Here is a 14,639-nt window from a genome sequence, read left to right as displayed (position 1 = left end):
GTGGCTGCCACCGGGCCACGCCTGGCTACGAGCCGGCTCAACCTCGGCCCAAGGCAGTCCTTCACGGTGCAACAGCCAAGGAGCACGCAGCACATGATCGAGATCAAGGATCTGCACAAGCACTATGACACCGCGCAGGGGCGCATCGAAGTGCTCAAGGGGATCGACCTGTCGGTGCCGGAAGGCTCGATCACGGCAGTGGTCGGCCCTTCCGGGGCCGGCAAATCGACCCTGTCCCATTGCATCTCGCTGCTGGAGAAGCCCAGCAGCGGGCAGATCCTCGTTGACGGCAAGGATCTCGGTGCGCTCTCTGGCAGGGCGCTGCGCGCTGAACGCCGCGCCATCGGCACGATCTTCCAGAACTCGGCCCTGCTGAGCCGGCTGAGCGTCGCCGAGAACGTGGCACTTCCGCTGCGGAACCTCGGGGTGGTCCACCACGAAATGCAACAGCGGGTGGCCCAGCTCCTGGACCGGGTCGGGCTGCTGGAGAAGGCGGACGCCTATCCCGGGCAGCTCTCCGGCGGCCAGCGGCAACGCGTCGGCATCGCCCGGGCCCTGGCCCTGCGGCCGCGGCTGCTGCTCTCCGACGAAGCCACCTCGGGCCTGGATCCCGAATCCACGCACCAGGTGCTGGGGCTGCTGGATTCGCTGCGCAGCGACCTGGGCCTGTCCATCATCCTGATCACCCATGAGATGGATGTGGTGCGGCATGTGGCCGACGAGGTCGCCCAGCTGGCCGGCGGGCGCATTGCCGAGCACGGAGCCCTGCATGAGCTGGTGGCCTCGCCTGGCTCGGCGACCGGGGAGAAGCTGCTGCCGCTGCGGTCCGAGGAACTGCCGGCAGGCTTCGACTATGCCGTGACGGTGGCCTACCGCAAGGACCGGGTCGATCCCGGCTGGATCTCCCGTCTGGGCATCGAGCACGGGATCGCGGTGGCCCTGCTTGGCGGCGCCGTCGAGGCGCACCATGAGGGGACCTTGGGCCGAGTGCGCTTGGGCGTGCGGGGCGCGACCCCTCAGGACCTGCTCCGGTTGCTGGACGGGTGGGGCCTGCAGGCCGACCCGGGCAGCCTGGCCCGCAACAATCACGAATTGGTGGAGGCCAACGCATGAGAATCCCATTTGAAAGCGCAGCCGTGGGCACCGACACTCCATGGCAGCAATTGCCCGCGTTGATGCTGCCGGCCTACGGCCAGACCTGGGCCATGGTCGGAATCGTCATGGCCCTGGTCATCAGCCTCGGAGGGCTGATGGGCATCGCGCTGTACAACACCGATCGGCAGGGGCTCTTCCCGCGGGCGCGCTTGCATGCGGTGCTCAGCTGGATTGCCAACATGGGGCGCTCCCTGCCGTTCCTGGTGCTGATGGCAGCGATCATCCCCTTCACCAAATGGGTCACCGGCACCACCATCGGCATTGCCGCGGCCGCCGTGCCCATGACCATTGCCGGCATCCCGTTCTTCGCCCGGCTGGTGCAGAACGCGCTGAACGACCTGCCGAGGCACAACCTGGCCGTAGGGCTGGTCACCGGCGGTTCGGCCGCGCAGATCATCGGCACCACGCAGATCCGCGAGGCGCTGCCGGCCCTGGCTTCGGCCATCACGCTGAACACCATCTCGATGATCGAGTATTCGGCCATCGCCGGGACCATTGGAGCCGGGGGCATCGGCTATCTCGCCGTGACCTACGGCTACCAGCGCTTCGACATGAACGTCATGCTGGCGACCATCGTGGTGCTGATCCTGACCGTGCAAATTGTCCAATTCCTCGGCGACCGCATCGCCCGCGCCCTGGCGCGTCCCTGAACACCATCGACGAACGAACGAGCGAGACCATGACTACACCGCACACCGGGCACGACCACGGCTTCACGCTGCGCAAGAACCGCAATGCCCTTCCCTGGACCATCGCCGCCCTCGCGGCCGTGGCCGCCCTCATCCTCGGCGTGCTGCTGGGCCAGCAGCGCTCCGCCCCTGCCGCCGCCTCGGCCGCCGGAAGCCAGACGAAGTTCACGGTCCACTTCGAACCGGCCATGGCCGGGGAGGAGAAGATCCTGGATTTCGTGGCGCGCCAGATCGCGCCTGACTACGGCATCGAAATCGAGAAGGTCGGGCTGCAGGATCCGATCCAGGCCAACCAGGCGGTGGCCAGCGGCCAATTCGATGCCACCATTTTCGAGCACCAGTGGTACATGGAGCAGTCCGCCGAGGCTGCCGGAGTCGAGCTGGAACCCACGGTGGAGCTCTTCCAGTGGGGTTTCGGGCTCTACTCGAACCATTACGAATCGGTCGAGGACATCCCGCGCGGCGCCTCGCTGCTGCTGCCCAACGACGTGGCCAACCAGGGCCAGGCGCTGTGGCTGCTGCAACGCGAGGGCCTGCTCGGCCTGGACCCGGACATCGAACCGCGCACCGCGAAGATCTCCGATGTGGTTGATAACCCCCGGGGCTTCGAGCTCAAGGAAGCCGACCTGCTGGCGATGCCGCGCATGCTTGACGACGTCGGCGTGGCGATCGGCTACGTCTCCCAGTTCGATGCGGGCAAGGTCGACCGCGACCAGGGGATCTTGTTCCCCGAGCCGCCCAAGACCTTTGCCTCCCGCCTGATCATGGGCGCGGAGTATGCCAAGAGCGCCGATGCGCAGAAGCTGGTGGAAGCATTCTCCGATCCGCGGCTGCAGGAGTACCTGGCCACGACCGAGGATCCGCTGGTCCAGGGAGTGCTCACCCCGGTCTCCGGTTCCTGACGGCAACCCCCATTGCGCCGCACGGATCGGCGTTCGCGAAGCGGCCCGGCACCGACAGGAGCCGGGCCGCTTCACGCTCCTGATGACGCATTATCTCCGCCGAGGCCAGCAGCGTCAAGGATTTCCTGTCAAGGTGCTTAATCCTTGGACTTGTGACAGAGAATTACGCCCAATATGACGAACATCGGGCATTTCAGAATGCGTTGTGTGACTTCATGACCCCTGTCTTACGTAACGCTTGTCTGCTGAATTCACGGGTTGCAGACTTGAATTGTTCGGCCGGTACAGCCGGACACCCCATCCAGAGCGACCGAGAGACCTGGCTCGTTGAAGTCGCAGCAACCACCCGTGAACGGGAGCGGTGCTAAGGCCAGGACCGATGGAGATTGCTAATTTTCACGACAGTCTGCCGGGAGAAACTCGCCAAGAGTAGTCCCACGAATCATGGCAGAACGTACAGGGAATCTAGGCGTAATCCTCGGGTCACCAACCGAGAGGACATTTGAAATCATGCGTACAGCACATTTTGGACTGAAGACCACTGCGATTCTTGCCGTTCTGGGCTTATCGCTCACCGCGTGCGGCGGCAACGCCAATAAGACGGGCGCAGCGCAGGCGGTAGCCGATCCAGGGACGCCGGTTGAAGGAGGCACCTTCACCTTCGCTGAAGTCACCCCTATCAACAATTGGCAGACTCAGGCAGCACGCTTCTATGAGAAGGCGAATGTTCTGAACTCAGTGCTTGATCGCCTGACCTACTATGACGTGGAAGCCGGCAAACTGGTTGGCTGGATCGCCAGCGAGTTCGAAGCCAATGAGGACCAGACGGAGTTCACTTTCACCATTCGCGACGGTGTCACTTTCTCAGACGGCTCCAAGCTGGATGCTGAGGCTGTGAAGCTGAACCTGGACGCCCTTGGAAAGGGAATCAAGTCTGCCCAGATTGCGCCAAACGTTGATTTTGCCGCCTATAAGTCGGCAGAAGTCGTAGGGGGCAACAAGGTCAAAGTAACGCTCAAGCGACCAGATGCCAATTTCCTCAGGTCGACTTCCTCCGTAACTGCTGGTTTGGTGTCCCCGAAGACCCTTGAACTGGACAATGCCGCGCAGTCTTCGATCTCCAAGATAGTTGGTTCCGGCCCATTCGTCTTCGAATCGGAAAAGCCTGATGAAGAAGTCGTTTTCAGCAGCCGGGATGACTACGCCTGGGCGCCAGAAACTGCCCCGAACCAGGGCGATGCCTACCTGGATACCCTGGTTATCAAGTACCTTCCAGAGGTCGCTAGCCGTGCCGGCGCCGCCCAGTCCGGGCAGGTGGATCTCGTCCGAGGATTGCAGCCGGTAGACGAACAGGTGCTGGCCTCCAGCGGCGGCAAGGTTTATGCCGCCGAAGGGGTGGACCTGACCACCAACCACGCGGCCGTGCGCATTGGCTCGGGAAAGCTGGAAGACGTCAAAGTCCGCCAGGCACTGCAGGTTGCAATCGACCGCCAGGCCATCAAAGACACCGTTCTCTCGGATAGCTATGTCATTTCGGGATCGATCCTCAACCACAAGGCACCAGGGTTTGTAGACCTGTCAGCAGAATTGGCTTATAACCCGGAAAAGGCCAAGCAGTTATTGGACGAGGCCGGATGGAAGCCGGGCGCAGATGGCATTCGGGAGAAGGACGGGAAGAAGCTGGAAGTCACGGTTTCCACCTCCAATAACTCCGTAGTCATCAAGCCAGCGTTCGAACTGATTGAGCAGCAATGGCGCGAGATCGGCGTCCAGCTGATCAACCGCGCGGCGGACAATACTTTCCTGACCAACGCACTTGTCGACGACAAGGTGGAGTTCTTCGGAACTCGCCAGTTTGCGTACGGCGGACTGGGCCCGGTCTATGCACCTGCGAACAACAACCAGACCCTTCGCGCTGATCCTGAACTGAACAAGCTTTTCACCAAAGAGCAGTCGGCGGCCACCGATGAGGAACACCTGAAGCTGGTCGAAGAAGAACAGCGTGCCCTGGTGCTGGACAAGGCCCTGACGCTGGTTCTTTGGGACGAAGTCCAGGTCTATGGCGCCAATAGCTCGGCGAACGTCGAGTTCACTTCCGGTACCGCGCCCATCTTCCAAGGTGCTTGGAAGAGCGAAGGCTAGGAACCAAATCCATGGGCACTTACATCGTAAAACGACTGGGACAGGCGCTTCTGGTCATCTGGCTTGCCTACACAGCGGTTTTCATTGCCGTGCAATCCTTGCCGAATGACCCGGTCACGATCTTCCTGAGCACTGACTCGGCGGCGGATCCGGCCACCATTGCCCAGATGAAGGCATACTACGGATACGACCAGCCGCTCTTCGTGCAGTACTTCTCGCAGTTGCTCGGGCTGCTTCGCGGGGATCTTGGATATTCGTTATCCAATGGTTCGGAAGTGGCAACGCGCATCGGGGAAGTCGCTGGATCAACCTTGATTCTGGCTGGCAGTGCATTCGTTCTTTCAGTGGTATTCGCCCTGATCATCGCCTCGGCTGCGAGCCTAGCCAGAGGCGGGAAGTTGCGCAAGGCGCTGCTGAACCTGCCACCTTTGATGGTTTCGATACCTGTTTTCTGGTTGGGGCTGCTGCTCTTGCAGCTGTTGGCCGTGCAGCTCGGCGTGATGTCGCTGTTCCCGGATGGATCGTTCATGTCGTTGGCGGTGCCAATCTTCGTGCTGGCCGTGCACCTGAGCGCTCCGATTGCCCAGGTCCTGATCAAGAGCGTGCAGGAAGTGAATAGGCAACCGTTTATTGAAGTTTTGCGCGCCAAAGGCGCAAGCGAAGCATGGATCTTCTACCGGCACACCTTGAAGAACGCGGCCCCGGCCGCGCTATCCATTGCCGGTATCACCATCGGTGCCTTGCTCGCTGGTTCCGTCATCACCGAGACCGTGTTTTCCCGCGCGGGATTAGGCCAGCTGATCTTGCAGTCAGTGACGGCGCAGGACATTCCACTGGTCCAGGGATTGGTGCTGCTGACCGCAGTCGTTTTCACCGCAGTCAACTTGCTCGTTGATCTCATCCACCCGCAGCTCGATCCACGCATCGTCACGTCAACAAGCGGCGCAACCCGCTCGCTTGTTGCGTAAGGAAAGTAGGACTAATGAGTCTCATAACCGAACACGTTGGATCGGTGGACACAGCAGACCAGCCGCTAGCTTCAACCAAGCCTGCAACCAAAATAGGAAATCCAGCAGCACGCTGGTTTGCCGCCTGGTGGGTTCTCATTCCGCTGGCCGTATTTGTGGCGTGGGCTTTTCTTCCATCGCTCTTTACGGGCCACGACCCGATTACTGGTGTGCCGGCTGACAAGCTGCTAGCGCCATCCGCGGAACACCTGTTTGGAACCGACCATCTGGGGCGTGACATCTACAGCCGAGTTGTCTACGGAACGCGCCAGACGCTGCTGACCGCGGGCCTGGCGTGCTTGGTTGGAAGCGTTGTCGGGTCGATCCTCGGTCTGCTGGCGGGCACTGCTGGACGTTTCGCAGATACCGTGGCAATGCGATTTGTCGATATTGTCCTGGCAGTTCCGGCCTTCCTCATTGCGCTGATTCTGGTCACCGCGACTGAACCTGGACCGCTGTCCTTGGGCCTGGGTGTAGGCATCGCCTCGATCGCTGCATTCGCACGCCTCGTGCGCACAGAGGTGCTGAGGGTCCGCTCTCGAGATTTCGTGCAGGCAGCGTTAATGAGTGGCGGGAAGTACTTCACGGTGCTGCGTCGGCACATCATCCCGCATATCGTCGGTCCGGTGCTGTCCTTGCTAGCTGTGGATCTGGGTGCTGCAATTCTTGCGATCTCCGGTTTAGGGTTCCTCGGCTTCGGGTCGCCACCGCCAACCCCTGAATGGGGACTGCTGATTTCCGAAGGCCGCCAGTACCTTTCGGTGGCTTGGTGGCTGACGACATTGCCGGGATTGGTCATCGTGTCGGCGGTCATGCTGACAGCCGTACTGGGACGTGCCATCAACAAGGCATTCCGCTTCTAGCTCTACACTTCGATGAACGGACAAGACCATGAACGCAACCAGCAACGCTTCTTCTGCGGTGATCCGCATAGAGGACTTAACAGTCCAGTATGCCCAAGGCACCGTAGCTGCTGACAGCATCAACTTGGAAATTCCAGCGGGACAAATCGTTGCCATTGTCGGTGAATCCGGCTCGGGCAAATCAACGCTGACCAAGACCCTGATTGGCCTATTGCCACAGGGGACGGAGGTCCAAGGAAGCGTGCGTTTCGGCGGTACTGAAGTCACCAATCTTTCTTTGTCCGACTGGCGTGCCATTCGTGGTGCCGGAATCGGCTTAGTCCCGCAGGATCCGGGCGCCTCGCTGGATCCCGTGAAGACCATTGGCTCCCAGATCATCGAAGTATTCCGTTTGCATCCGTCACGCTCAGTTCCAAAGGCCCAGTGGCGCTCTAAGGCAATCGAACTGATGCAGAGCGTTGGCATCGACCGGGCGGAAAGCCGGCTGGATCAATTTCCGCACGAGCTTTCTGGCGGGCTGAAGCAACGTGTATTGATTGCCATCGCCTTCGCGTTGAATCCTCAACTGCTCATTGCGGATGAACCCACCAGCGCCTTGGACGTCACCGTCCAGCGCACAGTTTTGGAAGTTTTCGTTTCGCTGGCTCGGAAGAAGGGAACCACTGTACTCTTCGTAACTCACGATCTGGCTGTTGCGACTGACATCGCAGACCGGGTACTGGTCATGAATTCGGGGAGGCTCCTCGAAGATCGCAGCGTTCCGGCGCTGGTTGCACAGAGCACTGAACCTTACACCAAGGCACTGCTCGACCAGGCCTATGCGCATCAGGACAGGCAACAACCTTCAACCTCAGACGACATCGCGATCACAGTGGAGGGACTCGGCAAGGTCTTCGGCAAAGGCCGCAACGAGCACCAGGTTCTTTCCGACGTCAGTTTCGAAGTGCAGCGAGGCACCACGTTCTCGCTGGTAGGCGAATCCGGTTCCGGAAAATCCACAACAGCAAAAATCATCATGGGAATGCATCCAGCCACCGAAGGATCGGTGCTGGTCAACGGCAGAGAAGTTGCCAACATCAGCGGCAAGCAGCGCTATGACCTGTGGAGGGACGCGCAACTGGTCTATCAGAACCCCGACTCTGCTCTGGACCCTCGACAGTCGATCGGCTCGATCATCGCTGAACCAATGGTCAACTACCGTCTGGGTGATTCCGCTTGGCGTGCCCAGCGAGTAGCGCAGTTGATGGATCAGGTGAACCTGCCAGAACAGCTGGTCGGAAGACGCCCAGGAGAGCTTTCCGGGGGACAACGCCAACGCGTCGCCATTGCCCGGGCTCTGGCAAGCGGTGCCAAAATTCTCGTCCTCGATGAAGCATTGAGCGCACTTGATGTACTCACCCAGGAACAAATACTTGAGTTGCTCGACCAGCTGCAGCGCGAAGAACAACTGACCTACCTGTTCATTTCCCATGATCTGCATGTGGTGGAACGGATCAGCCACCGCGTAGGCGTGATGTGCCGTGGGCAAATTGTGGAATCGGGAACCGTCGATGAAATCTATTCCAATCCCCAGCATGAGTACACCAGGACCCTGCTTGCGGCGAATCCCGGCAAGGTACTTCGCGAATTGGCCGATACGCGTATCGCCTAGCCATTTCACACCAATTCCAAAATCTACAAGGAGCATCCATGAGCACTGAAGCCTTGGCAACATTCCGTCCTTCCGCTCAGCAGCACACCGAAGCCGCTTACCAAGAACTTTTGGCACACTTCAGCCAGGTATTTGCCCGTATCGCGCAGGGCGCTACCGAACGCGAACAGCAGCGCATCCTGCCTTTCGAGCAGGTGCAGTGGCTCAAGGACGCAGGATTCACCACCTTGCGCGTGCCAGCCAGCCACGGTGGCTCGCCGATTAGCCATGAGCACCTGTTCCGCCTGCTTATCGAGCTGGCGGCAGCCGACTCCAACGTAGCCCACTTGCTGCGCAGCCACTTCTCGTTCGTGGAAACCATTGCCCTGCAGCCTCAGGAGTTCCAGGACCGCTGGTTCCCGCGGGTGCTTGCGGGGGAAATCTTCGGCAATGCCGCCACCGAGCGCGGCGGCAACGCCCTGGGCAGCACCAACACCAAGCTCGTCAAGACGGACGCCGGGTGGGTGCTGCGCGGCGAGAAGTACTACACCACCGGATCGATCTTCGCGGACTGGGTTGTCGTCATGGCCACTACCGACGGCGTTGAGGGGCGGCAGTACGCGGTAGTCGAACGCCACGCCAAAGGCGTCGAAATCCTGGACGACTGGGACGGCTTCGGCCAGCCGCTGACCGGCACCGGCACCGCGATCTTCACCGACGTCGCGGTGGACGAGCAGAACATCATCCAGCGCAAGGTGGCTTCCACCCTGGAGCCGGCGTTCTTCCAGCTCTGCCTGCTCTCGGTACTGGTTGGCATCGGCAAAGCAGCCCGCAACGAAGCCGCCCGCATCGTGGCGACCCGCACCCGTACCTTCAACACCGGCTCCGGCGCGCTGTTCAAGGACGACCCGCAGATCCAGGAGCTCGTAGGACGCCTTGCCTCGAACGTATTCGCCGCAGAATCAATTGTGGTGTCGGCGGCCCGCGACCTTGACGCAGCACTGGATGAGAGCCTCGGCTTGAACGCGGAGGAAGCCTTCCTGCGCGCCGAGCTCGCCGTGCAACAGGCGCACGTGGCCGCACCGAAGCTGGTCTTGGATGCCACCAGCGAACTCTTCGACGTCACCGGCGCCTCGGCGGTATCCACCTCGAAGTCGCTGGACCGTTTCTGGCGCAACGCGCGCACCGTCGCCACCCACAATCCGGTGGCCTTCAAGGCGCGCTCGGTCGGCGACTACTTCATCAACGGAACCATCCCGACGGGTCTGCACTCGATCGGCGAAGCCAAGGGAGCCAAGTAGCCATGGGAACCTTCGAATCCCGGCCGCGCTTCCTGCTGTCGGCCTTCCTCATGAACACCTCAAGCCACATCCTCGGCGGCATGTGGCGCCACCCCGAGGCGCAGCAGCACAAGTTCAACGAGCTGGAGCTTTGGGTGGAGCTGGCCAAGAAACTGGAAGATGCCAAGTTCGACAGCCTATTCTTCGCCGACGTGGTGGGCCTCTACGGCGACCACGAAGGCGGCTGGGCCTCCCACGTGCGCAAAGGGCTGCAGGTGCCCAGCCACGACCCGCTGGTGCTGCTCTCCGCGCTGGCCGCAACCACCAAGGACATTGGCCTGGCGATGACCAGCTCGGTCATCCAGGCGCACCCGTTCCAGTTTGCCCGCCAGCTGTCCACGCTGGACCATCTCTCGCGAGGCCGCGTGGCGTGGAACATCGTCACCAGCGTGCTCGAGAACTCGCACCGCAACTTCGGCGGGGCGAGCCTGGTCGCGCACGATGACCGCTACGCCTGGGCCGAGGAATATGTGGAATCGGCCTACAAGCTGTGGGAAGGGTCCTGGGAGGACGACGCGCTGCTGGCCGACAAGGAGTCGGGCATCTACGCCGACCCTGCACGGGTCAACAAGATCAACCATCGTGGCAAGCTGTACTCCATCGATGGCCCGCATCTGGCTTTGCCCAGCGCGCAACGCACCCCATTCCTATTCCAGGCAGGCTCCTCGCCACGAGGCTCGCAGTTCGCCGCGACGCATGCGGAAGCGACGTTCCTGTTTGCCCCGCACCCGCAGTATGTGGCGAAGAAGAATGCGCAGTTGACCAGCAACCTGCAGGCCGCCGGCCGCACCCGCGAAGACATCAAGGTCTTCGCCGGACTGTCCTTCGTGGTCGGTTCCACGGAAGCTGAAGCCAAGGCCCTTGAAGCTGAATACGACCAGTACCTGGATCCGCACGCCATCATCGCCCACATCGGCGGAGGCATCGGAGTGGATCTGGGTGGACTGGATTTGGATACCCCGCTGGGGGATGTGAAGACCGAAGGCGCCCAAGGCGTGCTGGAAGCGGCGCTGGCCTCGACCCCGGGACGCAACCCAACCCTTCGCGACCTGGCGCACTATCGCGCCAAGGCTCAGCAGATCGTCGGCACTCCGGAACAGATCGTTGATGAGCTGGAACAATGGCAGGACGCGGGGATTGATGGGTTGAACATCATGAACCACGTACTGCCCGGATCCTATGACAACTTCATCGAAGGCGTCCTTCCGGAGCTGCGTCGCCGCGGCCTGGCACAAACCGAGTACACGCCGGGGAGCCTGCGGCAGAAGGTGTTCGGCCGCGGGGACAAGCTTCCGGAAAATCATCCGGCGGCCCAATACCGCGGAGCGTTCACGCAGAACAGCGCAGCATCCACCCAGAAAGCAGCGCAGCTGCAGCACTGAATTCCGCAAGCTTGAAAGACCAGTGGCATGGATGGGTCCGGGCCACTGGTCTTTCTTTGATGCCCGGAAGCTGAATCGCCGGCAACGCGGTAGGGTGTCGTGCATGGACACCCATCACGTAAATGATCCAGAGACGATCCGCAGGCTGTTGAGCACACCGGGGCGCTGGGCCGTTGTCGGCCTGACCAATAATCCCGCTCGCGTGGCTCCTTCCATCGCACGGTTCCTGCGCGACGAGCTGTCGATGAAGATTTTTCCTGTGTCATTGAGCGGAGAAACCGTGATGGGCGAACCGGGATTCACGAAGCTTGCTGATATCCCGGAACCCATCGATGTGGTGGATTGCTTCGTGAACTCCTCCAAGGTGGGGGACATCATTGACCAGGCGATCGCCGTGGGAGCCAAAGCGGTGTGGCTGCAGCTCGGCGTGATCGACGAAGCCGCTGCCCTGCGGGCCAAGGACGCGGGATTGGACGTGGTGATGGATACCTGCCCTAAGATTGAGTACCCATTCCGATAGCGAGGAATTGATGGCAATATCAGCTGCTCAAGATGAACTGGAAAATGCGTGGGCGCAGCTGTGCCTGAGCATGCCGTGCGCTTATGCCGATTATCCTTTTGGCCCTGAGAGCACCGTATTCAAGGTGGCGGGCAGGGATCCTGGCAAAGGCAAGATGTTCGGGCTGATCATGCACCTGAATGGTGAATTGGTGCTGAACCTGAAATGCGAGCCTGCCCTTGCTGACCAGCAACGCAGCGAGCATCCGCAGATCACCCCGGGCTATCACATGAACAAGAAGCACTGGAATTCCGTGCGTGCTGGACTCGACCCGAACCTGATGCGTGAACTCATCGAGGATTCCTATGATCTGGTGGTCGACGGCATGCCCCGGAGGGACAAAGAATACATCCGCCTGCAAGGCACAATTAACAAGGGGAGCATAGACTAGAGGCATGTACTTCATCGTTGTTAAATACCAGGTAAAGCCAGAATCAACCCCGACCTTCATGGATCAGGTCGCTGAATTCACCGCGGCTACCCGCGCCGAGGAAGGCAACATCTTCTTCGACTGGTCCGTGAGTGTCGAAGACCCCAACGAATTCGTGCTGGTCGAGGCCTTCCGTGATGACGAGGCCGCTGCGGCACATGTGAACTCGGCGCACTTCGCTGCAGGTCTTGAATCCATGCGGCCACACCTGGTCTCCACCCCGAAGATCGTCTCCCGCAAGGTGGACGGCGAGGGCTGGGATTCCATGGGCGAATTGGTCATCGATTAATTTACCGGGATAAAGGCAAAGGGAAGAACCGCAGCGGTTCTTCCCTTTGCCTTTGCCTATGGATCTTAGCGGCCGGCCTTGTTGCCGAAGCGGCGTACCAGAATCAAGGCGATGCCGGCCAGGACAACGACACCGGCGATGATGCCGATCCAGCTGGCGTTGAAGCCGGTGTCGGCCAGATCATCGGTGTTCTGATCCGGGGATTCGTTCTTTGGCTCGTCAGAAGCATCTGGGGATTCGCTTGCATCCCCAGTTGGCTCTGGCGAACTGGTTGGCTCTCCGGTGGGCTCGTCGGTCGCATCTTCAGATGGTTCCGGCGAAGCGGTTGGCTCGGTTGGATCCTCGGTCGGGTCATCCGAAGGAACCGGCGACTGAGTTGGCTCTTCCTCTTCGAGCAGGACCGCGCGGCCCAGGGGAGCCGGCTCGACGACGTCGTGCGCCTTGAAGTAGTTAACGGTGGCGTCCAAATCGATCTGGCCGGAGTCGGCGTGATCGGTGCCGTCTGCGAAGGCGATGAAGTTATCGCCACCGGTCGCCAGGAAGGCGTTGGCCGCAACCCGGAAGGTTGCTTCCTCGTCCAGCGGCTCGCCCTTGAAGGTGATGTCCTTGATGTGCTCGCCCTGGGCGGCTTCCTCAACGTAGGTGTAGGACAGTCCCTCGGAAATGCCCAGATGCAGCTTGGAGCGCTCCGAGCCAGCCGGCTGCCACTGCTGCTCCAGGGCCTCGCGGATCTGCGCTCCGGTGAGGTTGAAGGTGATCAGGGTGTTGGCGAATGGCTGGACCTCGGCCGCGTCCTTGTAGGACACGGTGCCGTCTTCACCGTAGAGCAGGTCGGCACGCAGGCCGCCCGGGTTCATGAAAGCGATCTCCGCTGGTTCGCCGGCAAAGTCGTCGTTCGAGGTGGCCCACAGGTGGATGTCGGCTACGGTGTTGCCCAGCGTGGATTCAACTCCACGGTCTGAGCCTGGTTCTTCGCCGCCGCGCAGGATGTCTTCGGAAATAGCGCCGATCTTCACGCTGCCGACCACTTCAGCTTCGACTTCAGCGTCGCTGACGATCTCTGCAACCTGGGCGTTGGCCTCGAAGTTGCCGGCCCATTCGCCGTCGGCGCCCTCAGCGGCCAAGGCGATTCGTTCGGTGGAGGCTTCGGTGACCTCGCCGGATTCGGGATCCACCTGCAGGGAAACCTTGCCCAAGGTGGTGCCGTACTGATGGGACTGGATCACTGGGCGGTCCGCGATGTCGCAGTCGTAGGACTGGTGGGTGTGGCCCGAGAAGATCGCGTCAATCTCATCGCTGGCTTCACGGATGAGCGTGCCATAGGTGCTGTTTTCGGTGGCAATATCTGCGCACTGGTCGCCAGCGGAACCGTTGTGGGTCAGCAGCACCACGACATCAGCTTCGCCGTTTGCTGCATCTCCATCGGAGAGCTGGGCTGCTACCCGGTTCGCTGCTTCCAGTTCACTGCCGAAATCCAGGTCGGCAATGCCAGCTGGGGAAACCAGCGAGGGCATTTCCTCGGTAACCGTGCCGATGAAGCCTACGGAAACCCCGGAGACTTCGCGGATCGCAAATTCTTGCAGGGCAGGAGTCTTGGTGCCCTTTTCGTAGACGTTGGCGCCCAGCGCGAAGTCTGCACCGTTTTCACCGGTGGAATCGGCATAGCTGTCGATGACGCGTCCAGCCAGATCAGCAAAGCCCTTGTCGAACTCGTGGTTGCCTACTGCCGAGACATCCAGGCCGCCGGCTCCGAGCGCCGCGATGGTTGGTTCATCATCCTGGGACGCGGAAGCGAAGGTCGAAGCGCCAATGTTATCGCCGGCAGAGACGAACAGGGTGTTCTCGTTTTCTGCGCGCAGTTCATCAACGGCGCCGGCGAGCACCGCGGCACCGGCGGAGCTTCTGTCTGCGGAAATGCGCCCGTGGAAGTCGTTGATGCCGACTAGGTCCACGGTGACTGCTTCGGCACCCGCGGCTGTAGACGACGAGGGGCCCTGCGTGGATGTAGCCTGGGCTGCTGCGGCACCGCCGGCCGCCAGCGAAATCGTCGCCAGCGAGGCGAGACCGAGTTTGCTTATCTGCCTGAATGCAGACATGGGTACTCCTAAAAGTGACGAGTGTGACAAGACATATGTCTATCGCATCTGAATGAACCTGTCGATGCTTTAGCGTTAAATTTAGGTGCAGAAGTACAACTGCTGGCGGTTATTCAACAGAAGCAACCTCCCAGCCATAGGCCGAGAGGTTGCTT

The 14,639-nt window shown here is 60.9% G+C and carries 13 protein-coding genes and 1 riboswitch; of the genes, 12 read left to right on the top strand and 1 reads right to left on the bottom strand.

Annotated elements, in window-relative coordinates; genetic code table 11:
- Positions 1-93 precede the first annotated feature (93 nt).
- The 12 genes from EKH49_RS10055 (at position 94) to EKH49_RS10000 (ending at position 12,388) form a co-directional block, all read left to right on the top strand.
- Entirely contained in the window at positions 94-1,113 is a 1,020-nt protein-coding gene (locus EKH49_RS10055) for a methionine ABC transporter ATP-binding protein (RefSeq protein ID WP_128470740.1), read from the top strand.
- Entirely contained in the window at positions 1,110-1,805 is a 696-nt protein-coding gene (locus EKH49_RS10050) for a methionine ABC transporter permease (RefSeq protein WP_013347651.1), read from the top strand. The genes EKH49_RS10055 and EKH49_RS10050 overlap by 4 nt, the downstream gene beginning before the upstream one ends.
- A gap of 29 nt (positions 1,806-1,834) precedes the next feature.
- Positions 1,835-2,746, top strand: coding sequence for a MetQ/NlpA family ABC transporter substrate-binding protein (locus EKH49_RS10045; protein ID WP_128470739.1), 912 nt, complete (start codon positions 1,835-1,837; stop codon positions 2,744-2,746).
- A 294-nt stretch (positions 2,747-3,040) separates the two neighbouring features.
- A riboswitch (SAM riboswitch) is annotated at positions 3,041-3,132 on the top strand.
- A 124-nt stretch (positions 3,133-3,256) separates the two neighbouring features.
- On the top strand, positions 3,257-4,888 hold the full coding sequence (locus EKH49_RS10040; protein WP_236641118.1) for an ABC transporter substrate-binding protein: 1,632 nt from the start codon (positions 3,257-3,259) through the stop codon (positions 4,886-4,888).
- 11 nt (positions 4,889-4,899) lie between these two features.
- The gene (locus tag EKH49_RS10035; protein WP_013347654.1) at positions 4,900-5,856 is read left to right on the top strand and encodes an ABC transporter permease; all 957 of its coding nucleotides are present in this window, start codon (positions 4,900-4,902) and stop codon (positions 5,854-5,856) included.
- A gap of 14 nt (positions 5,857-5,870) precedes the next feature.
- Positions 5,871-6,758, top strand: a complete 888-nt coding sequence (locus EKH49_RS10030; protein WP_128470737.1) for an ABC transporter permease — start codon at positions 5,871-5,873, stop codon at positions 6,756-6,758.
- A gap of 28 nt (positions 6,759-6,786) precedes the next feature.
- Positions 6,787-8,409, top strand: coding sequence for an ABC transporter ATP-binding protein (locus EKH49_RS10025; protein ID WP_128470736.1), 1,623 nt, complete (start codon positions 6,787-6,789; stop codon positions 8,407-8,409).
- Between the two features lie 38 nt (positions 8,410-8,447).
- On the top strand, positions 8,448-9,689 hold the full coding sequence (locus tag EKH49_RS10020) for an acyl-CoA dehydrogenase family protein (protein ID WP_128470735.1): 1,242 nt from the start codon (positions 8,448-8,450) through the stop codon (positions 9,687-9,689).
- Between the two features lie 2 nt (positions 9,690-9,691).
- On the top strand, positions 9,692-11,110 hold the full coding sequence (locus EKH49_RS10015; RefSeq protein ID WP_128470734.1) for an NtaA/DmoA family FMN-dependent monooxygenase: 1,419 nt from the start codon (positions 9,692-9,694) through the stop codon (positions 11,108-11,110).
- A 103-nt stretch (positions 11,111-11,213) separates the two neighbouring features.
- Positions 11,214-11,630, top strand: coding sequence for a CoA-binding protein (locus tag EKH49_RS10010; protein WP_128470733.1), 417 nt, complete (start codon positions 11,214-11,216; stop codon positions 11,628-11,630).
- Between the two features lie 10 nt (positions 11,631-11,640).
- A complete protein-coding gene (locus EKH49_RS10005; protein ID WP_066143674.1) occupies positions 11,641-12,060 on the top strand; it encodes an MmcQ/YjbR family DNA-binding protein in 420 nt (139 codons plus the stop codon).
- A 4-nt stretch (positions 12,061-12,064) separates the two neighbouring features.
- On the top strand, positions 12,065-12,388 hold the full coding sequence (locus EKH49_RS10000) for a putative quinol monooxygenase (RefSeq protein WP_038991945.1): 324 nt from the start codon (positions 12,065-12,067) through the stop codon (positions 12,386-12,388).
- A 65-nt stretch (positions 12,389-12,453) separates the two neighbouring features.
- Here EKH49_RS10000 and EKH49_RS09995 read toward each other — a convergent pair whose 3' ends face one another.
- Positions 12,454-14,484 (bottom strand): 5'-nucleotidase C-terminal domain-containing protein, encoded by a 2,031-nt coding sequence (locus EKH49_RS09995; protein WP_128470732.1) that lies wholly within the window; start codon positions 14,482-14,484, stop codon positions 12,454-12,456.
- Between the last annotated feature and the right edge of the window lie 155 nt (positions 14,485-14,639).

The organism is Glutamicibacter sp. HZAU (assembly GCF_004100365.1).
GTDB classification, from domain to species: Bacteria; Actinomycetota; Actinomycetes; order Actinomycetales; family Micrococcaceae; genus Glutamicibacter; species Glutamicibacter nicotianae.
Note: the sequence above shows the minus strand (reverse complement) of the source record. Positions and strands in the feature narration are given on the sequence as shown.